We start from the raw sequence: 26082 nt of genomic DNA, 5'->3' as shown, positions 1-26082 counted from the left end.
ATGTCCATGAACGATAGTCCGCAAAAAAAATCGATCTGGACCAAGATTCATATCGATCCGCTGTTTTTAATTATTATTTCCTGCTTGTTGATCTACAGCGCTTTTGTCATGTGGAGCGCCAGCGGTCAGGATCCGGGAATGATGGAACGTAAAATCGGCCAGATTTTTATGGGCCTGGCGGTCATGGTGGCGATGGCGCAGGTGCCGCCGCGCGTCTATGAAGGCTGGGCGCCCTATCTGTATGTGGTTTGCGTGATACTGCTGATTGCGGTAGACGCCTTCGGCCATATCAGTAAAGGGGCGCAACGCTGGCTTGATTTAGGGGTTGTGCGCTTTCAGCCTTCGGAAATCGCTAAAATAGCCGTCCCGCTGATGGTGGCGCGTTTTATCAACCGCGATATCTGTCCGCCCACCTTAAAGAATACCGGCATTGCGCTGGTGCTGATTTTTGTGCCGACCCTGCTGGTGGCCGCGCAGCCCGATCTCGGCACCTCGATTCTGATTGCCGCCTCCGGCCTGTTCGTGCTGTTTCTCTCCGGGATGAGCTGGAAGCTGATTGGCGTGGCCGTCGTGCTGGTCGCCGCCTTTATCCCGGTGCTGTGGTTTTTCCTGATGCATGACTATCAGCGGGATCGCGTGATGATGCTGCTCGACCCGGAAAGCGATCCGCTGGGCGCCGGTTACCATATTATTCAGTCTAAAATCGCGATCGGCTCTGGCGGCCTGCGCGGCAAAGGCTGGCTGCATGGTACCCAGTCACAGCTGGAGTTCCTGCCGGAGCGTCATACCGATTTTATTTTCGCCGTACTGGCCGAGGAGCTGGGACTGGTTGGCGTGCTGATCCTGCTGGCGCTTTACCTGCTGCTGATTATGCGCGGCCTGGTTATCGCCGCGCGCGCCCAGACCACGTTTGGTCGGGTGATGGCCGGCGGCCTGATGCTGATTTTGTTTGTGTACGTTTTCGTTAATATCGGCATGGTAAGTGGTATCTTACCGGTGGTTGGCGTTCCTTTACCGCTGGTCAGCTACGGTGGTTCGGCGCTGATTGTACTGATGGCTGGATTTGGCATCGTTATGTCAATTCACACACACCGAAAATTATTGTCTAAAAGCGTTTAAGAGGCTCTCGATGCGTAAGGATTGGCTTTGGGTGGGTGCGGCTTCGCTGCTGCTTGCCGCCTGTACAACTCCCACAGAACAGCAGGCGCCCGCTGTGCAGCAGCCCGCTTATAATGGTCCGGTAGTTGAAATCGGCGGCGTCGAGCCGCGCTATGAGCCGATAAATCCGGCCACCAGTCAGGATTACAGCGTTAACGGTAAAACCTGGCGGATTATAAAAGATCCGTCGAACTACAGCGAAACCGGACTGGCCGGCTGGTATGGCGATCAGACGAACGGCATGCGTACCGCTATCGGTGAAACCTTCGATCAGGAAGCGTTGACCGCGGCGCACCCTACCCTGCCGCTGCCCAGCTATGTGCGGGTCACCAACCTGGCCAACGGTCGGCAGCTGGTGGTACGCGTTAACGATCGCGGCCCTTATACCCCAGGCCGCATTATTGACCTGTCACGCGCAGCTGGCGATCGGCTGAATATCTCCAACAATACCCGGGTACGCGTCGATTATATTAAAGTCGCGCCGGACGGTTCGCTTTCCGGCCCCGGCACCATCGGCACCGTGGTCGCCAAACAGAGCTACGCCTTGCCGTCGCGCCCCGACATCGGCGGCGGGATGATGGTAATGGGCGGCTCCGCAGCCGCAGGGCAGCCAACCGTGTCCGAACAGCCGCAGGATGTGCATCCGGTTGATAACAGTACCCTGACCAGCGATAACGCCATGGGAGCGCCGGTACGCAGCAGCGGTTTTCTGGGCGCGCCGACGCCGCTCCATGCGGGCGTGCTGGAAGGCAGCGAGCCAGAGAACCCGACAGCAGCCCCTACGCCGGCACCAGCCAACGCGCCTGCAGCCGCAGCCGCTTCTCCGGCGGCAGCCGGGAATTATGTAGTTCAGGTTGGCGCGCTCAGCGATGCCGATCGGGCGCAACAGTGGGCTGATAAGTTGAAATCGCAGTTTGGCGTGCCGGGTTCGGTAGCCCGCAGCGGTAAACTCTATCGCGTACAGCTGGGGCCGTTCGCTTCCCGCCCGCAGGCGGCAGCGCTACAGCAACGGCTGATCGGCGAAGCCAACCAGCAATCCTTTATTACCGTGATTCAAAGCGGCATGTAAATATTAACGGCATCCGCTTTGCGTGAAGACCTCAGCCAGCAGGCTGGCTGTTTATTTTGTCGACGCGAAGTAGGATGCCGGTAAAAACGCCTTTTGTTATAGTAAGGCACTTTTTTCACTAACCTCCACGGATGATGTTGTCCCTAACATGAATACGCTGAAAACCTGTCACTATTTTAAGCGCCTGGCGGCGGGCACCGTGATTGCCCTGAGCCTGAGTCAGGCCGCGCTGGCTGAAGATATTAATCTTAAAACCATGATCCCTGGCGTACCGGATATTGACGCAGAAGCGTATATCCTGATCGACTATAACTCAGGGAAAGTTCTTGCTGAAAAGAATGCGGATGCGCGTCGCGATCCGGCCAGCCTGACAAAAATGATGACCAGTTATGTTATCGGTCAGGCAGTGAAAGCAGGCAAAATCCATCAGGACGATCTGGTTACCGTGGGCCAGGATGCCTGGGCGACCGGCAACCCGGTGTTCCGTGGCTCTTCGCTGATGTTCCTGAAGCCGGGCGATCGCGTACCGGTTTCCCAGCTGACGCGCGGTATCGTGCTGCAGTCCGGCAATGACGCCTGCGTCGCGATGGCGGACTATGTGGCGGGCAGTCAGGATGCGTTTGTCGGCCTGATGAACAACTACGTTAAAGCGCTGGGCTTGCAGAATACGCATTTCCAGACGGTGCACGGGCTGGATGCCGATGGGCAATACAGTTCCGCGCGCGATATGGCGCTGATTGGCCAGGCGCTGATCCGCGACGTGCCGGAAGAGTATGCAGTCTATAAAGAAAAAGAGTTTACCTTTAACAATATTCGTCAGATGAACCGTAACGGTCTGCTGTGGGATACCAGCCTGAACGTCGACGGCATCAAAACCGGTCATACCAACTCTGCCGGTTATAACCTGGTCGCCTCTGCCACCGAAGGCCAGATGCGTCTGATCTCGGCAGTACTGGGCGGTCACACCTATAAAGGCCGTGAAGTTGAAAGTAAAAAGCTGTTAACCTGGGGCTTTCGCTTCTTTGAAACCGTCGCGCCGTTGAAAGCCGGAAAAGAGTTCGCTTCGGAGCCGGTATGGTTTGGCAATAGCGATCGCGTGCAGCTTGGCGTGAGCAAGGATATGTATCTGACCATCCCGCGCGGCCGGATGAAAGATCTGAAGGCCAGCTATGTGCTAAGCAATACGGAACTGCATGCGCCGCTGCAGAAAAACCAGGCGGTCGGCACCATTAACTTCCAGCTGGACGGCAAAACCATCGAACAGCGTCCACTGGTAGTATTGAACGAAGTGCCGGAAGGCGGTTTCTTCAGCCGTATCGTGGATTATATTAAGCTGATGTTCCACCACTGGTTCGGTTAAGGCGCAGAGGGCCATTGATATTCGCCCTCTTCGCCCATATAACCTATCTATAAGTAAGCTCCCGCTGCGGCGGGAGTCTTTTTTTAGCACCGGAGTCTCTATGAAAACCAAACTGAATGAACTGCTCGAATTCCCCTGCTCCTTCACCTATAAAGTGATGGGTCTGGCGCAGCCTGAGCTGGTTGATCACGTGGTGGAAGTGGTGCAGCGCCATGCGCCGGGCGATTACACGCCAGATGTCAAACCCAGCAGCAAAGGCAACTACCACTCCGTCTCTATCACCATCAATGCGACCCATATCGAGCAGGTCGAAACGCTGTATGAAGAGCTGGGTAAAATTGAAATTGTGCGTATGGTGCTGTAACCCATCACGCATCCGCCTGGGCGGGTAGAGCTCGTCCAGGAGCAGCGTTATACTTCATTCTTTCTCTGAAACGGAAAGCACGTTTTGCAGCAGCCTCCTCTTATTGTTCGCCCGTTGGGCCTGCGCCCGTGGGAATCTGTCTCTCTTGCCATGCATCAGTTTACCGATAGCCGCACGACCGATACGCCAGATGAGCTGTGGCTGGTAGAGCATCCGCCGGTTTTCACTCAGGGCCAGGCGGGTAAGGCGGAACATGTGCTGATGCCCGGCGATATCCCCGTCGTGCAAAGCGATCGCGGCGGTCAGGTGACCTATCATGGTCCTGGCCAGCAGGTGATGTATGTGCTCATCGATCTGAAACGCCGTAAGCTGGGCGTTCGCCAGCTGGTGACGGCTATCGAACAAACGGTGGTTGAAACGCTGGCACATTACGATGTGACGGCCTATGCGCGCCCTGATGCGCCTGGCGTCTATGTAGACGGCAAGAAAATCTGCTCGCTCGGATTGCGTATACGCCAGGGATGCTCCTTTCATGGCCTGGCCTTAAATATCGCGATGGACCTCGCGCCTTTCCAGCGGATCAATCCCTGCGGCTACGCTGGGCTGGAGATGACGCAGCTGAGCGCGTTTCATGCAGGCGTGACGCCGGAAGCGGTACAGCCGGTACTGATTGAAAAATTTTTGCAGCAGGTCGCTATTCCGTCGGCCAGCTGGCAGCCCGCAGAAAGCTCAGATTTTTTGTAACCGTGCAGGCTGCTTTACAAATTTGCAACTTTTTACCACGCCGTCAGGCTGTTTGTCCGCCGATGAAATGATATAATTTTTGCACTTTTTTCAAATAAAGTTGAAAAAGCAGCCGACTCATTGAGTTACCGCCTTTTTTCAAACTGCAATCCAACCTGGAAACTGCAAGCTTATGAGTAAACCGATTCAGATGGAACGCGGCGTCAAATATCGCGACGCAGACAAAATGGCGTTAATCCCGGTGAAAACCGTGGTAACCGAGCGCCAGGAGTTATTGCGCAAGCCGGAATGGATGAAGATCAAACTGCCCGCCGATTCCAGCCGCATTCAGGGCATCAAAGCGGCGATGCGTAAAAACGGTCTGCACTCTGTCTGTGAAGAGGCCTCCTGCCCTAATCTTGCAGAATGTTTTAACCACGGTACCGCCACCTTTATGATCCTGGGCGCCATCTGTACCCGTCGCTGCCCCTTCTGTGACGTGGCGCATGGCCGTCCGCTTACGCCAGACAGCAATGAGCCGGCCAAGCTGGCCCAGACCATTGCCGATATGGGCCTGCGCTATGTGGTGGTGACCTCTGTCGATCGTGATGACCTGCGTGACGGCGGCGCCCAGCATTTTGCCGATTGCATCACCGCGATCCGTGAAAAAAATCCAACGATTAAAATTGAAACGCTGGTGCCTGATTTCCGCGGGCGTATGGATCGTGCGCTGGAGATCCTCACCGCAACGCCGCCGGACGTGTTTAACCATAATCTGGAAAACGTACCACGTATTTATCGTCAGGTTCGTCCCGGCGCTAACTATGAATGGTCGTTGAAGCTGTTGGAGCGCTTTAAAGAAGCGCATCCGGATATCCCCACCAAGTCGGGCTTGATGGTGGGCCTGGGCGAAACCAATGCGGAAATTATCGAAGTGATGCGCGACCTGCGTCGTCACGGTGTCACTATGCTGACACTGGGTCAGTATCTGCAGCCAAGCCGCCATCACCTGCCGGTTCAGCGCTATGTCAGCCCGGCGGAGTTTGATGAAATGAAAGAGGAAGCGCTGGCGATGGGCTTTACCCATGCCGCCTGTGGTCCTTTCGTACGTTCTTCCTATCACGCTGATTTGCAGGCGAAAGGTCTGGAAGTCAAATAACGCTCTTTCATGACCCGTAGCAAAAAACGCAGCCTGAGGCTGCGTTTTTTTATGGGCTATGGCACGGAGAAGCGGATAACTTTATTTTTATGGACTGCGCCAGGGAAAAGGGGCTACCGTATTGCTTGCGCGCTGGCTTGCGACTGCAGGCATAAAAAAGCCAGCTTAGCTGGCTTTTTATTGCTGCTGCGCAGTTACATTCTGTAACTTAATGCCGCTGCCGATTTTACTCTTTATGGGTGACGCGCTCCGCAGGCATCTCTTCTGCTTTGGCCGCAGGTGCCGCATCTTCATCCTTCATCGCTTTTTTAAAGCCTTTGATGGCGGCACCTAAATCGCCACCCAGCGAACGGAGTTTATTCGTGCCGAACAGCAGTACGATCAACGCACCGATAACCAGTAACTTGGCAATACTGATACCTTCCATAACACCTTCTTACATTAACGAGAAGCCAACTGCCGCTATTAACGCGCAGAACGTCACGCAATACAACTGCCACTTGTAACAGATTACAAATTTTCGTAGCGCCGCTTAAGTTGGAAGCTGCTTATACTGCCCGCTACGCCTGATAAAACCGTTGTTATACTTTCAGCTCCGGACGGTTAAACCGGCGATTAGCTAACACCGGCAGCCGGTGTCGGACGCTTTGGATACGCTGCGCATCCAGCTCGGCAAACACCAGCGCCGGGCCTTCGGCAGCACGAGCTATCGCCACGCCCAGCGGATCGACAATCAGGCTGCTGCCAATATTGCGTGGCCCGCATTCACCGACAGCAATCAGATAGCAGGTGTTTTCCAGCGCCCTTGCAGTTACCAATACCTCCCAGTGCTGCTCTTTCAGCGGCCCTTTGACCCACGCAGCGGGCAGCACCAGCACTTCCGCGCCGTCCAGCGCCAGGCGACGCGCCAGTTCCGGAAAACGGATGTCATAGCAGGTCATCATCCCCACTTTCATGCCGCTAACCTCCAACAGCGGCGGAATCGCCTCGCCGGCGGTAACGCGTTTTGACTCCTGCATCTCGAACGCATCGTACAGATGCAGCTTATCGTAGCGTGCGATGATTTCACCGTCGCGTATCGCGATTTGCGCGTTAATTGCCCGCTCAGGGCCATCCGGGACATAAACGCTGAATAGCGTAGTGAGGGCGCTTTGACGGCTGGCTGACAACAGCTGAGTCACAAACGGGCCATCCAGCGGCTGCGCCTCTCTGACCGCCAGCCCAGAGTCCTGAATATCGGTCGCTATCACCGCTTCAGGCAGTACCAACAACGCCGCGCCAGCCTGTTCCGCCTGTTGCATCAGCTGAATGCAGGTTTGCGCATTTCTCTGCCATTCGCGCGCGACCGCAAACTGCCCCATAGCTACTTTCATCTTTTCCCCTTCTTTGCGATGTCCTGACCGGCAAACGGTTTATTGTTGGCCTGACGCCAGCGCTTTGCTGCGATAGCGCGGCGATTCGCTATAGCCTTCACGCGCATAAAACTGGTTAGCTTTAATTCGCGACTCATGGCAATGCACTTCCATCCGATCGCAACCTCGCTCACGCGCCAGCTGTTCGGCATGCGACAGCAGATGCTGTCCTACCCCTTTGCTACGCTCGCCTTCAGCAATACAAAAATAGCTAATACGGGCAAAATCGCCTGCCAGCGCCAGCTGCGGAATAAAATGTAGCGACAGAAAACCCAGTACGGTTTGCCGATCTTCCGCCACCAACAACCTTTCGTCCGGATGGTTGAGCAACTGCTCCAGGCGGTCGTGCATCAAGCTCCCGGTATGCCCATAGCCTAATTCAGTCAGTAAAGAGATTAAGGCATAACTGTCTGTTATTTGAGCTGCACGAATATTCATTGCGCCTCCTGCAGGTGCGCCCATCGCATTAAGATTACCTGTATATAGCCGTAGTGAAGGCGCTGAGGCAAGCAGATACGGGGCGTAAATGCTTACTACCGCTTTTTATGTGCAGTCACGCAATAATTAATGTTTCCTTAATCTTATGGCGGCACACTGAAAGCAGATTTTACGGAAAGGAGTGATTATGAAGAATCTGATGCCGCGCTGCCTGTCTGAGCTCTTTGCTCTGGTGTTAAGCTGCGTTTCGCTGATAAGTTTTGTGGGTTTATATCTTTACCGTTAATGTAGATAAAAAAAACCCGCCAAAAGGCGGGTTTTTAAAATTCTGACTGTTAACTTACAGAGCGATAACGTTAGCAGCAGATGGGCCTTTTGCGCCGTCAGTGATTTCAAACTCAACGCGCTGACCTTCGGCCAGGGTTTTGAAACCATTGCTCTGGATAGCAGAGAAGTGTACGAATACGTCTTTGCTGCCATCTTCCGGAGTAATGAAGCCGAATCCTTTGGACTCATTAAACCACTTAACGTTACCTTTGATCTTGGACATCTATATTACCTTTACATGAAAAATGGACACTAAACTGTGTCGGGGTTAAGTACAGCAATTGCCGCGCCTTTTGTCCAGTGCGTCGTGAAGAAAAAGTGATAAATATCGCTATTTTTTCACAGGTGACGATTTTGTATGAACCAGAAATCGCCTCATCCGCCGGATGCTTAAGCACGACGCTTACCCTGGTTTCTTATCAAGCTATTATAAATTAAGACAATTTTCTAAAAAGCCGCTGTATATGCCGTTACGTCTGATAAAAAGCGTTAAAAAAGCGATTTTTTTACCTGCCTCAATCTTTACTACGGAAAATTATCACCCGGTGTAATAAAAACTTTGTGCGAACGGTAAACAACGTTTTTTATCACCGTGAAGTTACTGCGTAGCGCTAACGTGTCCTCTGACTTTAATTTTCAATACGCTTTTGGCGCTTCAATTCCGCCATCAACACGGATAGAGCCTGCTGTAAGCTTTCCTTTCGCTAACAGAAATGGATAAACAAAAGCAAACTATTTAATTTCTTATTGAGGAAAATCATTGAAAGCAGCATTAGATAGCTGATATCTCCGGGGGCACCTGTCGCAATATATTAAATTATCTTACTTTTCATTGATTTACCTTGTGATCATAACAACCTTGAACAGATTAAGTAAATTTATAGATCTTTCATATGTTTTTGCTAAGATATTTCTCGCCGCGAAATCAGTAGTAAGGAAGATAAGGATGGTCATGAAAGTAAGATGCACCGCCTGTGGCAGCAAAAGGTTTCGCTATACTACCGGGGGCCAAAAAGGGACGTTTCACCACGGCGCGGTATGTGCGTATTGCTTAAAACCTTTTACCGTACGGGATTTGCTGCCCCATACCGAGATAGATCCTATTGCCCGTTGCCTTATCAGACAACGCAATAACAGGCTGGCACCATAGAGAAGCGGCACCTGTCTGAGGTGCCGCTAATTCTGTTAAAATAGAATTTTGAATACGCCGGTCAGTGTCAGTAGCCCAACGATAAAGATAATAGCAATAATCCACAGTATAATTTTCATTCCATTCTCCTTGCAGGCTGTGCTGCCGTCGGCGATGCAGCCAATAAGTAAAGTATGCTGCGGTCAGCTTCTACTAAGTCTGTTTGTCGCTATACCAATAACCGCAACGTTATCTGTCGCTTAAGTATAGTTAAGACTGTGGATTTTGCATTTTGCGATTCAGATCGCGCCCGACGCATTTCCCTGCCCTGCCGCTTCGATCCGCATCATAAAGACCGCTAAACTTAGTACGGGTATCAACCCGGTGTCTTAGCGACTTTTTGTCAGCCTGTAAAACGGAGGTCTTATGAGTACGATTGATACCAGTATGGGCAGATATTGTCTGAAGGCGAACCATGCCGGCGATCATATCAAGGGTACGATGGCTATCCACGATGAGGGCGGCGATGCGCTCTCTTTGCAGGAGTTCGATGAGCACTATCTGGATGATGTGGTCAATAATGTTATCTATCCGATAACCGGCGGCAACCGTGAAATTACGCGGGCGCTACGCGAGCAAATGATTAAGGCCGGTTTTAGCCAGCCGCATTAAAACATCAGGGTCACCGCTGCGTGACCCTAACGGGCTATGCGGGCAGCAGCGCAGCCGGAGAACCCCGCTACGCTGCCGCTATCGCTTAGATAACAGAAGAGAGCAGCAGGCAGCCCACCAACCCACATACCGAGATAATGGTTTCCAACGCCGACCAGGAGCGCATGGTTTCTCCGATAGTCAGGTTAAAATACTCCTTAAACAGCCAGAAGCCGGGATCGTTAACGTGCGAGAAAATAACGCTACCGGACCCCACAGCAATTACCATTAGCTCGGGGCTGGCGCCTGAGGTAACAATCAGCGGCGCCACGATGCCGCCGGCGGTAATCGCTGCAACGGTTGCCGATCCCAATGCGATACGCAGCACGGCGGCAATCGACCAGGCCATAAAAATCGGCGACAGGTTGGTAGCATGCATCAGTCCGGCAATATATTTATCCACGCCGCTGTCGACCAGTACCTGCTTAAATGCGCCGCCGCCGCCAATAATCAGCAGCATCATGGCGATAATTTTGATGGAGTCGGTCAGCGTATTCATCACCTCTTCCATACTGCGGCCGCGATTAAGGCCAAAGGTGAAAATCCCAATCAGTACGGCAATCAGCGTGGCCATCACCGGATCGCCAAAGAACTCGGCCCAGGGCAGCAAAACATGCCCTTTAGGCAGGATCATTTCCGCCACGGCACGCAAAGCCATCAGAATAACCGGCACCAGCGCCGTCCAGACACTCACGCCGAAACCGGGCATTTCCGCTTCGCTAAAGGTTTTAGGGTTGTAGAGCCCTTGCGGAATAGGTTTATCGATATTTTTCAGAAAGCGCGCGAAAACCGGACCGGCAAGAATCACCGTCGGGATCGCTAACAGGGTGCCGAACAGCAGCGTTTTACCCATATCAGCATTAAACAGCGTCGCGATCGCGGTGGGGCCCGGGTGCGGCGGCAGGAAGCCGTGCGTTACCGATAAGGCGGTGGCCATTGGCACGCCCACATAAAGCAGCGGCACGCGCGCCGAAGCGGCGATGCTGAAAACCAGTGGCAGCATCAGCACAAAGCCTACTTCATAAAACAGGGCGAAACCTACGGTAAAGCCGGTTAATACTACCGCCCACTGGATATGACGCTGGCCAAATTTCGCAATCAGCGTGGTCGCAATACGCTGCGCGCCGCCGCAGTCCGCCAGCAGCTTCCCTAACATCGCGCCGAACCCCATGATCAGCGCCAGGCTGCCCAGGGTGCTGCCGACGCCGGTTTTAATGGAGGCGATTACTTTATCGACCGGCATGCCCTGCATCACGCCCACCAGCAGCGCAACCAAAATCAGCGCGATAAATCCATTAAGCTTGAAGCGAATCATTAGCAGGAGTAGCAGCGCGACTCCGACCGCAACGATAACTAATGGCATAATTTTTCTCCGGTGAAGGGCCGCCAGCAGCAACGGCCTGACTTTATCATTGTGGGTCACGCCAGGAATAAACCGAGTGACAGGCTTAGCAGCAAATGAAAATGTTGCCGCATTGTTACCGATAACATGGTAACGGTAACAATATGTCACTGGAATGAGAGTCACCGACAGAATTATTGATTTGCGAACAGGATCAACTTTTTACCGCCAGGTTGCGCCTATCCGGCTATCCATAGCGCAGCGGTTGGCTGGTAAACTCATCTTCTTCCTGGAAAACCGTGGCGGAAACCAATGTGCTAATCAGTCAGACAATCGCTAACCGACAAACTTTTTTTGGCCGAGGCAGCCTGCAACAATTATTACCGCTGCTTCAACAAACGCCGCAGGCGACGCTATTATTTTGCAGCCGCTCCTTTCTTAACAGCCCGCATTACGCCGCCATCAGTCCAGCGCTGAAGCCGTTGCTGATTGGCTATGAAGTAGTAGCTCACGAAGCTTCACCGGATAATATCGACCGCTGGGTCGCGCGCTGGCGCGGCCAGGTTGAGCGCGTGGTGGCGATTGGCGGCGGCAGCGTGCTGGATGCGGCCAAAGCCTTTGCCGCTGTTAGCCAGTATCCGCTGAATACCCTGCGCTATCTGGAAAAAGTGGGCGATATGCCGGTTAGCGGCGCCACGCTGCCGCTGATTGCCATCCCGACCACGGCGGGCACCGGCAGCGAAGTGACGCAAAACGCAGTAGTGACTGACCAGGCGGATATCAAGGTAAAAGCCTCGCTGCGCCACGCTAATTTTGTGCCGCAGATTGCCATTTTGGATGCCGATCTTCTTAAGGGCGCGCCGGATAAGATCCTTGCCTGCTGCGCTATCGACGCCTTTACCCATCTGTTTGAAGCCTGGCTTTCCGCCAAAGGTAACCTGTTTACCCGTCAGACCGCGCTTAACGGTATGCGGCATTTTATTAAAGGCTGGCCGCATCTTAATCGTCAGGATCAACAAGGGGACGAGGCGCGCGAGGCGATGCTACTCGCATCGTGGCTGGGAGGATTAAGCCTGAGCATGGCGGGATTAGGAGTAATTCATGGCATTGCGGGCGAACTGGGGGCGATCAAAACGTATCATCACGGCGAAGTCTGCGGTCGACTGCTGTTTCCATTTTTAACTCTACTGGATAACAGCGAGCATCCGCAGCAGCAGGCGTTAATGGCGGAGCTACAGCTGTCGCTATTCGGTACGCCCCATCCTTCCCCGGCAAGCGCGCTGGCGCAGTGGCTACAGCAACACGCGGTGTTTCCTTTCTGGCTGCAACCGCCCACGCTCAGCGCCAGCGAAGCCGAATGGATAGTGGCGCGCGCCAACAATAAAAATTCACTGGTCAATTACAGCCCGGCGCAGCAGCGCTGGATGCTGGAACAGGCCTGGCGCTGTACCGATTAATCAAACGGCGGGCGGCCATCCAATAACTGCTGAATGATCTCCAGCACGCCCTGCTGATTATTTGTCGGTGCCAGATATCCCGCCGCAGCCTTTACCCGTTCCGGCGCATTGGCCATAGCGTAACCAAACCCGGCCTGGCTGAGCATCTCCAGATCGTTGCCGCCGTCGCCGAACGCCACCACCTGCGGGTTGGCGATACCCCAGCGCTGCTGCAACAACGCCAGGCCGTGCGCTTTATGCAAACCGGGAATAATCAGGTCAACGGAGCCATGACCGCTGGTGACGGCAGTCGCGACACCAGCATGATGCCGGTCGATATCCGCCATCAGGATCGGCACATACTCATCAGAAAGATTCAGCGCGAATTTAAACAGGCGATCGTTAATCTGATCCAGCCGTTCTACCGGCTGAAGGCGGTAACAGTAGCGGCGCATCTTTTCAATATAGGCCGCAGGCGCAGAGGGGAAATACCAGGCGCTGTGATAGCCGCAAAGCACATAATTCAGCTGCGGATAGTTGCCGCGCGCCAGCGTATCGATAATCTTCGCCACATCGCCGTTAGGAAACTCACCAACGAAACGATCTTCGCCCGCCTCCACGATATAAGCACCGTTTTCCGCTACAAAGGCGATCTCATGGGCGATATCGGGAAAAAAAGTGCGCAGCTGGTAGTACTGATTGCCGCTGGCGACCACAAATCGGATGCCGCGAGCCTTTAATTCCGCATACTGCTCGGCAAAGCGCGCACGATTATAATTTTTTCGGTCATCAAGAAAGGTGCCATCCATATCTACCGCAATAAGTTTTATATCCGCCATTATTTTGCCTCTGCTTACGCTACTGATGCTTATCTTAGCTGACGATCCCGTCTGCTGCCGCAGCCCGATCGGCAGCCCGGCTGCCCTGATGGCCACCTGACTTTTACTTCGTCTTCATGGCTAATGAGGCAATGGATGAACATATGGGCAGCGTCGGCTACGCTTTTGTAGCCTTCCGCAAGGTGATTTAGGGGAATAATCGCTATAAAACGGCGGATAGCATAGCGTTAACCATACTGTGTTGACACACTACGTTGACGACCTGGCGCTTTCTGCCGAGAGCGCCTGAACATCATCAGGATAGGATATCGCTGATATGGGCAGATAAATCTTCTTTTTTGATGCCCGTGATTTCAGCAAGGTTGGCAGATAATTCTTCAATGTTGCGGCCTGTCGATGACGGGCCAGACGTGGCGCGCGCAAAGTAGATGTCATTATCGAAACCAATATCAAAAGTAATGTGATTAAGCTGAACACGTTGCATAGACGATCCCTTTAGTAATTGAATTTCAGGCCCACTGATAATTTGATAGATAGTCAAAACAGGGTTTGGTGTTGACCACGTCTCATCAGGCACCAGCCATCTCGGCTTTGCTAATAGCACGCAAATAAACAGGCTTTAGGGTGAAAAATATACAACCGTGATAGTGTAAGACTCATCCACCAGAAAGGGCAAACGAAAATGTCTAAATTAAGCTGCGTTATGGATCAGGTTTCCAGAATTGATTCTGATACCCTCTGCCCTGTTTGCGAGAAAAAATCTAAACTGAATCGCCACGGATTTAACAGGCACCTCAGAGTCATTTAAAATGGCTTATAGAGAGGTGCCCATGAGCGGTAAGCGTTATCCCGAAGAGTTTAAAATTGAAGCGGTCAAACAGGTTGTTGATCGCAGTCATTCTGTTTCCAGCGTTGCAACACGTCTCGGTATTACCACCCAGAGTTTTTATGCCTGGATAAAAGCATATGCACCAGGCCTCTACACCAATAAAATCCAGTCAGATGCTCAGGCTAAGATCCGACAGATCCAGAAAGAGCTGAAGCAGGTTACTGACAAACGGGACATATTAAAAAAACCGCGGCGCTTCGCAAAGCTGTCCGACTGAGGTACGCCTTTATCCGTGACAACAACCGTTGCTGGCCTGTTCGCCTGCTCTGTTGGGTGCCCGATGTTGATCCGGGTGGGTTTTACGCCTGGCTTCAGCAGCCGCATTCACGACGGCATTATGCTGACCTGAAGCTGACGGGGCAGATCAAGCCGTTCTGGCTAGAGTCGGGTTACGTTTATGGCTATCACAAGATCCATCCCGACCTGCAAGTACCGGGCAACAGTGCCGAGTAAAAAAAGACTGGCAATTAATGAGGCGTGTCGGGATAAAGGCTCAGGTTGGGTAACGGACATAACCTATAAATGTTTTACCGGCGCGATCAGCCACACCTTCCAACTAGACTATTGCCCTGTTTGCAGACTCGCTTCCCTGAATAAGTGGCGCAAGTTCCATATCCACTTCATAGACGATGCTGCCTACATTCACTTGACCTGCCATCATTTTTTCCAGGTGAAAACAACCCTCAGATGAGGGTTATTTCTTTAGTATTGGCGTATCATTAACCGCAAGACTCTCTACCAACATAATCGGCGATAGACCCATCGAATATTTCAGAAGGGGTATCGTCTGGTTTAGAGGATTTCATCTGTTCTAAAGTCTCGCCAGAACCTAAATACATCACCTTTCTTTCGTTGCATTCGTAGGCGCGCTGCGAATACGTTGTCCCTGATGCTCCTTCTCGCTTAGTAATGATGGTAGCTAAGTTGCCTTTGCTACCGATATCTAAAACGGTATAGGTTGCAGTGGGATCTGACGGCACGTGTAGATTATAAGGAGGCTTGCTTGCTCCTGTCGTAACAGCGACTGCGATCACCGCACCGATAACTATTTTCTTCATTTCCCTATCCAAAAAACAAATTATTCAGATTTATCCTAAATAAAATGTTGTGCAAAGGGAAGCAAGAGATTTAACGTGGTACTAAAAGCTGTTTCTGAATTCGGAAGAATATGAAGCCAACAATCGCATGCGCTGTTCATCTCGAGCTTTAGCATGTGCTCCTTGTAGTGGTCAACTAAAACTGGCCACCGATTTAGAGTTTTTCCAGTATCGCTTTTCCGATTCGTTTGGGGGCAACCCACCGTTATAATCATGCGGCCTTAGCGAGCTGTAATACCCGACGATATAGTCTGTGATCGCATGAGCAGCTTCGCTAAAGTTTATATAACCTGTCACTGGCACCCACTCGTTTTTCAGACTCCGGAAGAAGCGTTCCATCGGGCTGTTGTCCCAACAGTTTCCACGTCGGCTCATACTTTGCCTGATCCGGCAACGCCACAGTAGTTGCCGGAACTGCCTGCTTGTATAGTGGCTACCCTGGTCACTGTGGAACATCACTCCGGCTGGTTTACCGCGAGCTTCCCACGCCATTTCCAGCGCTTTGATGGTCAGCTTGCTGTCCGGTGAGAATGACATTGCCCAACCTACCGGTTTCCTTGCGAACAGATCGAGAACAACAGCAAGGTAAGCCCAACGCTTGCCTGTCCAGATATACGTCACATCGCCGCACCACACCTGATTCGGTTCTGTCACTGCGAACTGTCGCTCAAGGCGATTCGGGATAACGATGTGTTCAGGACCACCACGTTTATATCGGTGGGTAGGCTGCTGACAACTCACCAGACCCAGTTCTTTCATGAGCCTTCCGGCAAGCCAGCGTCCCATTTTGAAGCCTCTCAGGGTTGCCATAATCGCGATACTTCTTGCGCCAGCAGAACCATGGCTGATGTTATGCAGCTCCAGAACCTGACTGCGTAACACAGCTCGCCTGCCGTCTGGCTTTTCGGGGCTTTTTTCCCAGTATTTGTAGCTGCTGCGATGAACCCCGAACACGTGGCAAAGTGTGACCACAGGATACTGCGCTCTGAGTTTCCCGATTAACGAGAACTGTTCAGGGAGTCTGACATCAAGAGCGCGGTAGCCTTTTTTAATATGTCGTTTTCCATTTCAATGCGTTGTAGCTTTTTCTTCAGCTCACGTATTTCAATCTGTTCCGGGGTTACAGGGGAAGCTTTAGGTATTTTGCCCTGTCGTTCATCCCGCAACTGCTTTACCCATCGCGTCATGGTAGAAAGACCCACATCCATAGCACTGGCCGCAGCTGCAACGGTGTAGTTCTGATCAAGGACCAGTTGAGCGGATTCGCGTTTAAACTCTGCGCTGAAATTTCTTTTTTTCATTGAGGCACCTGTAATGTTCTGAGGTGAGCATATCACCTCTGTTCAGGTGGCCAAATTCAGTAAACCACTACACACAGATATAAAACATGCCAGAATAGACTTTTTCATTTCCTTGCCCCCTAGAAAAAAGCCACCCGAAGGTGGCTTGCTATCAGATGTGGTTTTCACATCCCATCTGTGATTTGTCGATAATTTGCGTACCCTCAACACGGAAACCGTATGTGCCGAAGAGGAAGGCGTGGTTTAACTGGTAGATAACCACATCGCTCAAGCCAACCGCACACTTATCTTTCTCAATAGCGTGATCCATAGCCGTTTTAACGTTCGGAATACCTAAAGGGAAAATTACGATTGGCGCTTTATCTTCGCCGGTCACGCGAGCACCTTTCTCAAACTTAGCTGCGTTCAAATTGTAGTTTTTGGTGCTTGCGACAGTCATATCAGCAACACGCACAGTACATCCTGAAAGTAACAACGCCCCAAGCGCCACTGCCAAAACCTTTTTCATTCTTTATATTTCCATTGATTGCAATCGGAAACATCCTATCAATAATTATTAACATTGCAATTGTTGTTACTTTCTTTGTTTTCCGACCTTCCTTGATTGATAACTCACTTCATCTTTCAACCTGAAGGCCTCGCCGTCCGGTTTGGCTAACCCCATTCTGCGCTGTGTGTCGCCTGCGGCTCTGGTGACATCGCCAAAGGTGTCAATAAGCACAGCAGGGCGAACACGCTTCGCCAGACACTGATTGCGGCGGGATCTGATCCACTCCCGCCCGACTTCTGTGTCGCAATTGTCGAACACCTCCAGCCAGCGAGAGGCTGCTCTTCTGTGCAAACCTTTCGCTTCAAGTTCTTCTGCTTTTTTTGTCACTTACCATGTGCGCCGACCTGAAAAATAATGTTTTTACGCTGAGTATGTTGGTTCAAAACAGCCCTTTGTTGGTTCAGTGTTGGTTCACTTTTGAATTTAATTTCCTTATAAATCAAAGATAATAAAAGATTGAACCAACTGAACTAACTGAACCAACACTAAAATCCTCACATGTGAGGCTTACTCTTCCAGTGCCTCATCCTCTGGTCGGTACTGGATCACGTAGACGTTGTACTGACGCTTGTTAATCCTGGGCGACTTACGCTGGAAGCCTCTGCCGCTGGTCGGTGGTGTCAGCATGCCGCTCTCTGCCAGCACCCGGGCGAACTGCTTGGGATTGAATCCACTGGCTATCTCTTGCTCGAACGTTGCCGGGAAGGTGTAAAAGACGATCGGATCATCGTCATGGTTGCCGCTGGCGCGATAGCCAGCCATCTCACGGATTGGCATCGACTGAGGGTCATACGGGAAAGGGGCAAACCGGCTGTAGCCATTGGCGTTCAGAAACGCTTCACACTGGGCGATGATCTGCTGATGTTCTTTGTTGCCGGTACCAAACTCTCTCACCCAGGCGTCATAGCTGTGCTGAACGGCGTCGCGGCACGTCTGCTCGTCCCATCCATTGATAACGCGGCCCAGCAGTAACGCAGCCTCAAGAATGGCAAAGCGTGCGCCCACGCGGTGTACCTGCTCGCCGTATTCTGCCGGGATAAGACTTCGCCAGCGCGCCTCCGCTTCTCTGACAGCCTCAGTAGCCTGTTGCTGATTGCCTGCTAACCATTTGATCCATTCACGTCCTGCTGCCCCGTGATGATTCTGATAAGCGTCTTTCAGCGCATCGGCGTGCTGCTTGCCGTTCTCGTGCTGGTGGAATCTCACAGCCTTACTCAGTAGGATATTCAGCAGCCTGACCAACTGCCCGGCCTTCGCTTTGCGACCCGCCATAGCGATGAAGGTTTCTAAATCCATCTCGCCGGTGCTGATCGCCACTGTGCGCCAGCGTTTCAGATCACGGTTACCGCCTTCTTTGACTCCCTGAAGTTTCCCTACGCCGTTAAAAAGCGCATAAGCTGACTGCGAGACGCTAACTGGATCAGCGCCTTGCCCCACTTCATCCAGCGGCATCAGCGCATCATTGTGGGCGGCAGCTTCATTAGCCAGCCCTAGAGCGGTGCCGTACCATGTCAGTCGCAGCTGGTCAGGGTTGCCGTAGAGACTACTGGCGACATTCGCGGTCGTAGTTTTGCCGGCGCTCGATTGCTCATAGAAGTGGACTACCGGACTACGGCGCAGCAACATCCTCGACCTTAAATGGACGCAGGTCGATATGCAAAGAAAGGTCGCATGGATAAACCCCGAGAACGCCAAAGCGGGCAAGTCTATTGGCGTGGCTCTGAATGATACGGCATGCAGGGTGTTAAAGGAGCAAATCGGGAAACATTCGCGATGGGTATTCGTCCACACCAAAGAGGCAACCCGGCCTGACGGAACCAAGACTCCGGCGGTCAGGAAGATGCGGTGTGATGATAACACAGCGTGGCGGATCGGACTCAAGCGGGCAGGTATTGAGGACTTCCGGTTTCACGACTTGCGACACACCTGGGCAAGCTGGCTCATTCAGTCAGGAGTTCCGTTGTCGGCGCTGCAGGAAATGGGTGGCTGGGAAAGCATAGAAATGGTGCGTCGATATGCTCACCTCGCCCCTAACCACTTAACGGAGCATGCGCGCAAAATTGACTCACTTTTAGGTGACAACGACACAAATACGACACAAGGAGGAAATCAGGTAGGTTTGCGGATTGCGTAACTAATTGATATTTAATGGCACGCCCTACAGGATTCGAACCTGTGACCTACGGCTTAGAAGTTCCTAGAATCACCTTTTAACACAATAACTTACCGCATTCTGCCGCGCTCACACGTCCCACGATGCGAAAACATGCAAAGCTTTGGCAAAGGTCACAAAGCCCTGCATGTCCCACATTTGTCTCACCTCTCTCTTGCCTTCTGTGTGACCGCCGTTAAGATCAGACAACTCTCATAAGGATTGGTTACATATGCTCAGGTTGTTCTCTAAATATGTGTCGGTGGGTGTTCTGAACACGGCTATACACTGGATAGTTTTTGGCGCGTGCTGGGTGGCGGGTGCCAGCCAGAGCATTGCTAACCTCATAGCCTTCATCATCGCTGTCACCTTCTCGTTCTGCGTTAATGCTCGCTACACCTTCGGCAGTCGGGTAACGCCCGGGCGCTATATCCTTTATGTTGCTTTCATGGGCGCTATGGCCGCATCAGTTGGTGCAATGAGTGACCGCCTTGAGCTTAACCCGATCGTAACTCTTATCCTGTTCTCAGCAATCAGCCTTGTGACGGGCTTCTTTTACTCGCGATTCATCGTTTTCAGGGATGCGAAATGAAAATATCTCTCGTGGTTCCGGTGTTCAATGAAGAGGACGCCATACCTATCTTTTATCAGGCCGTTCGCAAAGAACTACCTCAGTATGAAGTGGAAATTGTCTTTATTAATGACGGCAGTAAAGACAGCACAGAGAGCATTATCAACGCGCTGGCCGTGTCTGATCCTCTCGTTAAGCCGCTGTCTTTCACGCGTAACTTTGGTAAAGAGCCGGCGCTGTTCGCTGGGCTTGAGCATGCCACCGGAGACGCGGTCATTCCCATCGACGTTGATCTGCAGGACCCGATTGAAGTGATTCCGCAGCTGATAGCCAAATGGCAGGAAGGAGCCGATGTCGTTCTGGCGAAACGCACGGACCGTTCTACGGATGGCCGCCTGAAGCGCAAGAGCGCTGAAATGTTCTATAAGCTGCACAACAAAATCAGCAACCCGAAGATTGAAGAGAACGTAGGTGATTTCCGCCTCATGTCTCGGGAAGTGGTGGACAACATCAGGCTGCTGCCAGAGCGCAACCTGTTCATGAAAGGCATCCTGAGCTGGGTTGGCGGTCGTACTGATGTTGTCGAATACGCCCGTGCGGAACGCGTTGCCGGTAATACAAAATTCAACGGGTGGAAACTGTGGAACCTTGCCCTTGAGGGGATAACAAGCTTCTCAACATTCCCTCTGCGCGTATGGACGTACATCGGTCTCATCGTAGCTGGCATAGCATTTATCTACGGTGCGTGGATGATTGTAGATACGCTAGCATTCGGTAATGCTGTGCGCGGGTATCCTTCTCTGCTTGTCTCCATCCTGTTCCTTGGCGGGGTTCAACTGATTGGGATTGGTGTTCTTGGTGAGTACATCGGCAGGATTTATTTAGAGTCCAAGCAGCGACCGAGATTTATTCTTAAGCAAAGGAAGAAAAATGTTGAAGTTGAATAAATTTGATAGCGGGTGCTGGGTAATTGTTTTGACTACAGCACTCTTTGTGTTGCCGATCATGCTTTCAGGCGTTTTATATCAGGATGATATACTTAGAACGGCAAATGGTGAGGCGTACTGGGGAGCACTTGGTCGCCCTCTGTCTGACGTTGCTGTCATGGCACTTGGGTTTGGTTCAGGATTCGTTGTTGATTCTTTCCCATTATCTCTGATACTGGCTGGCGTATTGCTTGGAGCTTCGTCAGTAATGCTTTATTGCCGGTTTGCGATTAATCGTGGCATCGCATCTGGCGTAGTTTTTTCTTTATTTTCATTAAGCCCGTTCTTCCTTCAAAATCTTTCTTATCACTTTGACTCCTTCCCCATGATGCTTGGAGTTTTCCTTGCCGTATTGCCTTACTCTAAAATGGCTGCATCATTTAAGTTGGCATTTAGGGTGCTATTTGGTGCTGTATGCCTTGTGCTTGCCTTGAGTCTCTATCAAGCAACAATAAATGTGTTCCTATCTTTGTGCGCCATAGAAATAACTTTCGCACTTTACAGTTGGGGAAACGGAATAGATGCATTACGAATGTCTGTCGAAAGAGCGGCCAGCGCAATTATTGGGATGATAATCTACATGAAGGGTGTGACCCCATTCTTCTTGTCGAAAAATGTTCACTCAGATCTTGTATTAAAAGCTGATGATCCGGCTAAAAGCCTGTTTTACAACTTTGAAAGATTCTGGAATATCGCATCAAGCCTGATGAATGACTCGCTTTACATGGCTTGGGTACTGATTATTATAGTTGCGATTGTTGGCTTGATAATTCTGTCTTTCAGAGTGGCAAAGTCTGATTTTTCTTTACCATCCAAAATTATTGGCTTTGCTATGTTTGCTTCAGGCATTGCAGTGGCACTATTCTCAATTGCTGGACCATTTATCTTTGTCGATAAAACTGTGGTTGCCCCTCGCGTAATGATGGGATTGCCTGGGTTTATGCTACTTATCGGCTACCTAGCATCCATACTCTCATCAAAAAAAATCACAACAATCGTATGCATTATTCCTGTAATGTTCTCCTTGTCTTACTCGTCTGCATATGGAAATGCAAGTAAACATCAGCGCTCGCTCGAAGATAAGGTGTTCTATGATATAGCATCTTCGTTGCCACCTAAGCTGGATGGTAAAAAGGTGTATATCTCTGGTCAGATATCTACCGCCGTCGCTACTAACATGGAATTTAAGAGATTCCCTTCCCTTAAGTGGATGGTCATGCCGCTTTATAACTGGTCTGGAATGGTGATGTTAAAACACTATGGAGTAAAGGCTGAAATGGGTATCCCAGAAATGACTAAAGAAAAGGCCACCCTTACTCAAAAAAGATATTTTAATATATATGCAGAGAAAGACATCCATATAGAATTACAGTAGCTCAGCGCCACTTAAAATAATCAGAAATATAGGCCCCATTTAAACAACTGGTGCATTTATGAAAAGAAATAGACATATTGTATTATTTGCCCTGGCAAGCCTATTCGTCTTGCTATATCCATGCTTTATGGGTGGAACTTTCTATAGCTATGACGCTATGGCCCACTTCCAAAGAATGAAAGATATTAATAATCAGTTGTATCACATAAACATGCCACCTTTGTTTGACTACTATAGTGACAACTGGTATGGATATTCGTGGAATATGTTCTACCCCCCATTAAGCGCATACTTGATGGGATTGATTAAGGCGTTTTCGCTTTATAGTATTAGTGACGTAACGCAATTCAAGATTAGTATTGCTGTAATAATAATAATTGCATTTGCATCCATGTATTTATCATCATTTACTGTATTAAGATGTAGATACTATGCCGCCATAGCAGCTATACTTTTTGTAGGCTCAGGTTATTTTCTCAATGATGCGTATATTCGCATTGACGCTGGAGAACTAATGGCAATGGCATTTGCACCGATGATAATAACGGGCGCAAGAGCTATAATAAAGGATGTTGAAGGCAAAGCCTTATTTCCACTCGGTGTACTTGCCGTTCTTCTTTCAAATATTCCGTCATTTATAGTTTGCTTAATATATATCACGCTTTACTTTACAATTAACGTCAGGATGGCAACTAATAAGCAGAATTTAATCTACATAGCTAAATGTATCATCTTCGTTTCAGCCGCGTCGCTTTTTTTCACTATTCCGTTAATATATCATTTTTTCAAAGGTGATGTTTTTGCGTTTCACGCACTGGCAGTATCATATAACACTATTGGCAAGTTTGGCGTTAGCATTACCGAGCTTATTTTTTCAGAGCCGCTGACTACGGGGATGACGACAAAGGGATTGGTTATATCATCAGGCTTGGTTTTAAATATACTTTTGTTTTGCTATTTATTTAAAAGTTTCATTCCTGACTCTTTGGGAACAAAATCGATAGCCATTATAGCTTTGCTTTTTTTTGCTGCATCCACAAATTTATTCCCGTGGTACATGATTAGCGAGAAAACCCCGTTAATAAGGTTTATACAGTTCCCGTGGAGGCTAATGCTGATTGCAGTGCCAGCCACGGTGATAGTTTCTGTTTTTTTCTTAAAGAGCATCAACTCTACTATTTTAAACGCCACAATACTAACATTCTCTTTTATTTTTTCTTTTTTTCCAATGCAGTCAGCAATGCAAAACAGAGTGGACGAAATAAGGCATCATGAGTTCCATGACTATATGAACACGGATTTTGAGGATGCTAAGGAAAGAAATATAAGCAAAATCCAGGAGATTAAAAACAAGCCATACCTATTGGCAATTATCCATTCCTGGTCATCTATTACGTTCAAAGTAAGTGCGTCAGAATCTGGTGAAATCGAGCTTCCAGTAATGTACTATGCTGGATATCAAGCCAAATATAATGGAAGTAAAATACCAGTAAGTTCATCTGAAGATGGCATTACCATTATCAATGGACCAATACAGGGAGATGTTGAGTTAAGCTACAATAAATTAATAACATTAATTCCTTTTATTTTCTCATCTCTTTTTATTTTACTTTCTCTGTTGTTATATTTACGTAAATCACGGAAAAAGCCCCGCTAGGGGCTTATTTGTTTACCTTTAGGCGAAGCTTGTAGTTGATACTGAATGTGTTTGCGGTATTTACTGGAGTTTGCAAAATGACCGCTGTATCACTAAAACTCACGATACCAATGGGAGCCACGGATGTCGCCTGCCCCTGCGTTCCAATGATAACCCAAGCTTCGACTCCGATTATTTTCCACCCTGTTGGTGGGGTGAGTTGCACCCTGCCATCACCGCCGTTTATGAGTTGAGTGGAGTATGTGGTCCCATATGAAATACCTTTCCCCTCATACTCATAACCGTTAGGTGCGAGGTAAATAGGCATAAATCTGTCGTTTATACAGTCAATGTTTGCCCAATTCGCGGGTGCTATCAGTCTGCTACTCCCGAAATAAATCCCTGTGTTCTCCATCATAAAACGTGATGCAGTGTCTACATTAATGAGATATGTTGTAGCAAAATCTGAAGTTGACATATCCCCTGTCATATTTCGCAAAGTCAGCATCGCACCATTTTGCGCATAATAATAAGCATTATTACCCGACGGCAGCGTAAATAATTCTGTATTGCCCATTAGAACAGACATTGCGTGGTACGGCCCGTGCTTTCCGGTAGTACTGGTTAGTTTTTTATCCTGATTCCATTTCATACCAACACTGACGGTGCTGCCGTTGTTGTAAACATGCACGCCCTGCCAGGCTTCGATACCCAGATTGGTTATATCGATACCATCACATCCGTAAGTAGTAACCGCTATAGCTGTTTCGTTTGCCGAGTCATAAATAGGGAAAACCGACGAGTCAATTATCATGCCTTCTACCCATCCTGATAGTTGACTGTATTGGCAATGGCGCAATACCGGCCCATACACGCAGGCGTCAACTTCAACACGTAAATCAAGTGCAGTGATAGAGCCGCCTTTAGATATGTACTCCGGCGTAGATGTATCGGGGTCTAACCAAATAGATTTATGACACGAGTCCACACGAATTCGTCCGGTTAAACCCCACGGGCCGTAGCCGAAAAATCCGTATTCACAACCGCTGATGGCCACATCAACGTCAGCCATGATGGCAAAGTTAGCATGAAAACCTATTGACCCCTCGTACTTGCTGTTGTATCTGCGGGGACGGTTACGTGTTAAATAAAACCCCTTAAATACTATACCTCGGACAAATTCATCTGTACTCCCGGCCTCCGCTGAGTTCATAACCCTAACAATACAGTTTTGTCCGAATGTAGAATTAGATCCTTCTCTGATAAAAGTAGTGCAGGGGCGATCAACAGTTGGATTGGTATTCCCGTACCATTTACTTTTCTCACCCAACTTTAGGTAATCATTTCCTAGATGGTATTTGGCGTAAAAAGGGCAACGGACTGGTCTGAAACCACGGTTTTCATTCTCCGCCTTCTGACAGGCTGCCCAGTCGATTGATTGACTAAGGGCAGTAACAAATGGATAAACAGCCTGCGCCGCGGATAATGTTGTGTATCGTTCAGAAAGTGGATGTAGCGTGCCATCGCCGATGGCGCCGAATTGCTCAGGAGTAACGTAGTGGATGATTTGCTCAAGCGTTCCACCTGCCTCCATTCCGATCATGCTGGCGCCGGCAGTTGATGCCAGCATTGTTTTTAAGGCAGCATCACCAATACCTACCCATGCTCCATGCCCTACTCCACCCGTTGTATCAGGTGTCGAGCCTGCTGGCACCTCTTTGGGTAAACTCCCTGACCAGCGGTAATATTCGCCATTCTCCGCCCAGAGCAGAGCCTCGTTCGGCAAGGTTAACGTAGCGCCATCCTCAAAGGACTCTTTTAAAATCCAGCCGAAACCACTGATAGCGTCAAACGCCAGCTTACGCAGCCCTTCGATTGTGTAATGCTGATAGCCAAAACGGTCTGTGTATCGCCAGGCAAGCGAAGTCACAAACTCATCAATCTTACCGGCGTTAAACTTCAGGTCGCGCGGTGATTCACTCGGTACTGGATTCTGTGTAGGTTGTGTGGTCATAATTTTTCCATAAAAAAAGCCAGCGCTAAGGCTGGCCTGTGGTG

The 26082-nt window shown here is 50.2% G+C and carries 25 protein-coding genes and 3 pseudogenes; 14 read left to right on the top strand and 14 right to left on the bottom strand.

The features are described from left to right. Positions 1 to 6 precede the first annotated feature (6 nt). The 6 genes from mrdB (at position 7) to lipA (ending at position 5833) form a co-directional block, all read left to right on the top strand. On the top strand, positions 7 to 1119 hold the full coding sequence (gene mrdB, locus K6958_RS06555; RefSeq protein WP_249894608.1) for a peptidoglycan glycosyltransferase MrdB: 1113 nt from the start codon (positions 7 to 9) through the stop codon (positions 1117 to 1119). A gap of 10 nt (positions 1120 to 1129) precedes the next feature. Continuing rightward, on the top strand, positions 1130 to 2227 hold the full coding sequence (gene rlpA / locus K6958_RS06550; RefSeq protein WP_249893899.1) for an endolytic peptidoglycan transglycosylase RlpA: 1098 nt from the start codon (positions 1130 to 1132) through the stop codon (positions 2225 to 2227). A 148-nt stretch (positions 2228 to 2375) separates the two neighbouring features. Beyond that, on the top strand, positions 2376 to 3587 hold the full coding sequence (gene dacA / locus K6958_RS06545; RefSeq protein WP_249893898.1) for a D-alanyl-D-alanine carboxypeptidase DacA: 1212 nt from the start codon (positions 2376 to 2378) through the stop codon (positions 3585 to 3587). A gap of 100 nt (positions 3588 to 3687) precedes the next feature. Further along, the gene (gene ybeD / locus K6958_RS06540; RefSeq protein WP_249893897.1) at positions 3688 to 3951 is read left to right on the top strand and encodes a DUF493 family protein YbeD; all 264 of its coding nucleotides are present in this window, start codon (positions 3688 to 3690) and stop codon (positions 3949 to 3951) included. Between the two features lie 84 nt (positions 3952 to 4035). Further along, positions 4036 to 4695: a lipoyl(octanoyl) transferase LipB gene (lipB, locus tag K6958_RS06535; RefSeq protein WP_249893896.1), complete on the top strand. Its 660-nt coding sequence runs from the start codon at positions 4036 to 4038 to the stop codon at positions 4693 to 4695. A gap of 172 nt (positions 4696 to 4867) precedes the next feature. Further along, complete coding sequence (gene lipA, locus K6958_RS06530; protein ID WP_085067638.1) at positions 4868 to 5833, top strand: lipoyl synthase; 966 nt, start codon at positions 4868 to 4870, stop codon at positions 5831 to 5833. Between the two features lie 226 nt (positions 5834 to 6059). Here lipA and tatE read toward each other — a convergent pair whose 3' ends face one another. From tatE to K6958_RS21355, 5 genes are all read right to left on the bottom strand, one after another. After that, entirely contained in the window at positions 6060 to 6260 is a 201-nt protein-coding gene (tatE, locus tag K6958_RS06525) for a twin-arginine translocase subunit TatE (protein WP_085067639.1), read from the bottom strand. Positions 6261 to 6414: 154 nt separating this feature from the next. After that, positions 6415 to 7206 (bottom strand): deaminated glutathione amidase, encoded by a 792-nt coding sequence (locus K6958_RS06520; protein WP_249893895.1) that lies wholly within the window; start codon positions 7204 to 7206, stop codon positions 6415 to 6417. 39 nt (positions 7207 to 7245) lie between these two features. After that, positions 7246 to 7683: a GNAT family N-acetyltransferase gene (locus K6958_RS06515; RefSeq protein WP_249893894.1), complete on the bottom strand. Its 438-nt coding sequence runs from the start codon at positions 7681 to 7683 to the stop codon at positions 7246 to 7248. Between the two features lie 340 nt (positions 7684 to 8023). Continuing rightward, on the bottom strand, positions 8024 to 8233 hold the full coding sequence (cspE, locus tag K6958_RS06510; protein ID WP_038627478.1) for a transcription antiterminator/RNA stability regulator CspE: 210 nt from the start codon (positions 8231 to 8233) through the stop codon (positions 8024 to 8026). Between the two features lie 962 nt (positions 8234 to 9195). After that, a complete protein-coding gene (locus tag K6958_RS21355; RefSeq protein ID WP_442897173.1) occupies positions 9196 to 9279 on the bottom strand; it encodes a small membrane protein YohP in 84 nt (27 codons plus the stop codon). Positions 9280 to 9565: 286 nt separating this feature from the next. Between K6958_RS21355 and K6958_RS06505 the strand changes: the two genes are divergently transcribed. Then, positions 9566 to 9811 carry a hypothetical protein gene (locus K6958_RS06505; RefSeq protein WP_249893893.1) on the top strand — a complete coding sequence of 82 codons (246 nt, stop codon included), beginning with the start codon at positions 9566 to 9568 and terminating at the stop codon, positions 9809 to 9811. Positions 9812 to 9896: 85 nt separating this feature from the next. On the opposite strand, the gene gntT is transcribed toward K6958_RS06505, so the two are convergent. After that, a complete protein-coding gene (gene gntT, locus K6958_RS06500; RefSeq protein ID WP_249893892.1) occupies positions 9897 to 11213 on the bottom strand; it encodes a gluconate transporter in 1317 nt (438 codons plus the stop codon). 278 nt (positions 11214 to 11491) lie between these two features. Here gntT and K6958_RS06495 point away from each other — a divergent pair, with 278 nt between their 5' ends. Then, positions 11492 to 12649 (top strand): iron-containing alcohol dehydrogenase, encoded by a 1158-nt coding sequence (locus K6958_RS06495; RefSeq protein WP_249893891.1) that lies wholly within the window; start codon positions 11492 to 11494, stop codon positions 12647 to 12649. Here K6958_RS06495 and K6958_RS06490 read toward each other — a convergent pair. Both K6958_RS06490 and K6958_RS06485 read right to left on the bottom strand, forming a co-directional pair. Beyond that, the gene (locus K6958_RS06490; RefSeq protein WP_249893890.1) at positions 12646 to 13467 is read right to left on the bottom strand and encodes a Cof-type HAD-IIB family hydrolase; all 822 of its coding nucleotides are present in this window, start codon (positions 13465 to 13467) and stop codon (positions 12646 to 12648) included. The two genes, K6958_RS06495 and K6958_RS06490, sit on opposite strands and share 4 nt — an antisense overlap. Positions 13468 to 13762: 295 nt before the next feature. After that, positions 13763 to 13951: a hypothetical protein gene (locus K6958_RS06485; RefSeq protein ID WP_249893889.1), complete on the bottom strand. Its 189-nt coding sequence runs from the start codon at positions 13949 to 13951 to the stop codon at positions 13763 to 13765. A 340-nt stretch (positions 13952 to 14291) separates the two neighbouring features. Between K6958_RS06485 and K6958_RS06480 the strand changes: the two are divergent. Next, positions 14292 to 14859 (top strand): annotated as a pseudogene (locus tag K6958_RS06480) (transposase); the annotation flags it as partial. A gap of 216 nt (positions 14860 to 15075) precedes the next feature. On the opposite strand, the gene K6958_RS06475 reads toward K6958_RS06480, so the two are convergent. From K6958_RS06475 to K6958_RS06455, 5 genes and pseudogenes are all read right to left on the bottom strand, one after another. Then, complete coding sequence (locus K6958_RS06475; RefSeq protein WP_249893888.1) at positions 15076 to 15414, bottom strand: hypothetical protein; 339 nt, start codon at positions 15412 to 15414, stop codon at positions 15076 to 15078. A 171-nt stretch (positions 15415 to 15585) separates the two neighbouring features. Beyond that, a protein-coding gene (locus tag K6958_RS06470; RefSeq protein ID WP_249891801.1) for an IS3 family transposase occupies positions 15586 to 16754 on the bottom strand; the annotation gives its coding sequence in 2 pieces (ribosomal slippage) (positions 15586 to 16505 and positions 16505 to 16754; 1170 coding nt in all). A 151-nt stretch (positions 16755 to 16905) separates the two neighbouring features. Then, on the bottom strand, positions 16906 to 17262 hold the full coding sequence (locus K6958_RS06465; RefSeq protein ID WP_033752613.1) for a hypothetical protein: 357 nt from the start codon (positions 17260 to 17262) through the stop codon (positions 16906 to 16908). 66 nt (positions 17263 to 17328) lie between these two features. Continuing rightward, positions 17329 to 17631, bottom strand: coding sequence for a PerC family transcriptional regulator (locus K6958_RS06460; protein ID WP_249893887.1), 303 nt, complete (start codon positions 17629 to 17631; stop codon positions 17329 to 17331). A gap of 180 nt (positions 17632 to 17811) precedes the next feature. After that, positions 17812 to 18906 (bottom strand): annotated as a pseudogene (locus K6958_RS06455) (DUF927 domain-containing protein); the annotation flags it as partial. Position 18907: 1 nt separating this feature from the next. Here K6958_RS06455 and K6958_RS06450 point away from each other — a divergent pair. From K6958_RS06450 to K6958_RS06430, 5 genes and pseudogenes are all read left to right on the top strand, one after another. Continuing rightward, positions 18908 to 19438: pseudogene (locus tag K6958_RS06450) on the top strand (site-specific integrase); the annotation flags it as partial. Positions 19439 to 19688: 250 nt separating this feature from the next. After that, positions 19689 to 20048 (top strand): GtrA family protein, encoded by a 360-nt coding sequence (locus K6958_RS06445; RefSeq protein ID WP_249893886.1) that lies wholly within the window; start codon positions 19689 to 19691, stop codon positions 20046 to 20048. Then, the gene (locus K6958_RS06440) at positions 20045 to 20974 is read left to right on the top strand and encodes a glycosyltransferase family 2 protein (RefSeq protein WP_249893885.1); all 930 of its coding nucleotides are present in this window, start codon (positions 20045 to 20047) and stop codon (positions 20972 to 20974) included. Before K6958_RS06445 ends, K6958_RS06440 begins: the two co-directional genes overlap by 4 nt. Then, complete coding sequence (locus K6958_RS06435) at positions 20958 to 22388, top strand: glucosyltransferase domain-containing protein (RefSeq protein WP_249893884.1); 1431 nt, start codon at positions 20958 to 20960, stop codon at positions 22386 to 22388. The genes K6958_RS06440 and K6958_RS06435 overlap by 17 nt, the downstream gene beginning before the upstream one ends. A 58-nt stretch (positions 22389 to 22446) precedes the next feature. Next, entirely contained in the window at positions 22447 to 24045 is a 1599-nt protein-coding gene (locus K6958_RS06430) for a hypothetical protein (protein WP_249893883.1), read from the top strand. A 4-nt stretch (positions 24046 to 24049) separates the two neighbouring features. Here K6958_RS06430 and K6958_RS06425 read toward each other — a convergent pair whose 3' ends face one another. Then, a complete protein-coding gene (locus K6958_RS06425; protein WP_249893882.1) occupies positions 24050 to 26038 on the bottom strand; it encodes a tail fiber/spike domain-containing protein in 1989 nt (662 codons plus the stop codon). Positions 26039 to 26082: the final 44 nt, after the last annotated feature.

The organism is Mixta hanseatica (assembly GCF_023517775.1).
GTDB classification, from domain to species: domain Bacteria; phylum Pseudomonadota; class Gammaproteobacteria; order Enterobacterales; family Enterobacteriaceae; genus Mixta; species Mixta hanseatica.
The sequence above is the reverse complement of the archived record's forward strand: the minus strand, read 5'-3'. Positions and strand labels throughout refer to the sequence as shown.

Excerpts from the sequence above, each read along its gene's own strand:
- K6958_RS06505 (WP_249893893.1), top strand. The coding sequence starts at position 9,566 with ATGAGTACGATTGATACCAGTATGGGCAGATATTGTCTGAAGGCGAAC.
- mrdB (WP_249894608.1), top strand. The coding sequence starts at position 7 with ATGAACGATAGTCCGCAAAAAAAATCGATCTGGACCAAGATTCATATC.
- K6958_RS06515 (WP_249893894.1), bottom strand. The coding sequence starts at position 7,683 with ATGAATATTCGTGCAGCTCAAATAACAGACAGTTATGCCTTAATCTCT.
- rlpA (WP_249893899.1), top strand. The coding sequence starts at position 1,130 with ATGCGTAAGGATTGGCTTTGGGTGGGTGCGGCTTCGCTGCTGCTTGCC.
- K6958_RS06440 (WP_249893885.1), top strand. The coding sequence starts at position 20,045 with ATGAAAATATCTCTCGTGGTTCCGGTGTTCAATGAAGAGGACGCCATA.
- K6958_RS06445 (WP_249893886.1), top strand. The coding sequence starts at position 19,689 with ATGCTCAGGTTGTTCTCTAAATATGTGTCGGTGGGTGTTCTGAACACG.
- tatE (WP_085067639.1), bottom strand. The coding sequence starts at position 6,260 with ATGGAAGGTATCAGTATTGCCAAGTTACTGGTTATCGGTGCGTTGATC.
- cspE (WP_038627478.1), bottom strand. The coding sequence starts at position 8,233 with ATGTCCAAGATCAAAGGTAACGTTAAGTGGTTTAATGAGTCCAAAGGA.
- K6958_RS06435 (WP_249893884.1), top strand. The coding sequence starts at position 20,958 with ATGTTGAAGTTGAATAAATTTGATAGCGGGTGCTGGGTAATTGTTTTG.
- K6958_RS06425 (WP_249893882.1), bottom strand. The coding sequence starts at position 26,038 with ATGACCACACAACCTACACAGAATCCAGTACCGAGTGAATCACCGCGC.
- gntT (WP_249893892.1), bottom strand. The coding sequence starts at position 11,213 with ATGCCATTAGTTATCGTTGCGGTCGGAGTCGCGCTGCTACTCCTGCTA.
- K6958_RS06475 (WP_249893888.1), bottom strand. The coding sequence starts at position 15,414 with ATGAAGAAAATAGTTATCGGTGCGGTGATCGCAGTCGCTGTTACGACA.
- K6958_RS21355 (WP_442897173.1), bottom strand. The coding sequence starts at position 9,279 with ATGAAAATTATACTGTGGATTATTGCTATTATCTTTATCGTTGGGCTA.
- K6958_RS06490 (WP_249893890.1), bottom strand. The coding sequence starts at position 13,467 with ATGGCGGATATAAAACTTATTGCGGTAGATATGGATGGCACCTTTCTT.
- K6958_RS06520 (WP_249893895.1), bottom strand. The coding sequence starts at position 7,206 with ATGAAAGTAGCTATGGGGCAGTTTGCGGTCGCGCGCGAATGGCAGAGA.
- K6958_RS06430 (WP_249893883.1), top strand. The coding sequence starts at position 22,447 with ATGAAAAGAAATAGACATATTGTATTATTTGCCCTGGCAAGCCTATTC.
- dacA (WP_249893898.1), top strand. The coding sequence starts at position 2,376 with ATGAATACGCTGAAAACCTGTCACTATTTTAAGCGCCTGGCGGCGGGC.
- K6958_RS06485 (WP_249893889.1), bottom strand. The coding sequence starts at position 13,951 with ATGCAACGTGTTCAGCTTAATCACATTACTTTTGATATTGGTTTCGAT.
- ybeD (WP_249893897.1), top strand. The coding sequence starts at position 3,688 with ATGAAAACCAAACTGAATGAACTGCTCGAATTCCCCTGCTCCTTCACC.
- lipA (WP_085067638.1), top strand. The coding sequence starts at position 4,868 with ATGAGTAAACCGATTCAGATGGAACGCGGCGTCAAATATCGCGACGCA.
- K6958_RS06465 (WP_033752613.1), bottom strand. The coding sequence starts at position 17,262 with ATGAAAAAGGTTTTGGCAGTGGCGCTTGGGGCGTTGTTACTTTCAGGA.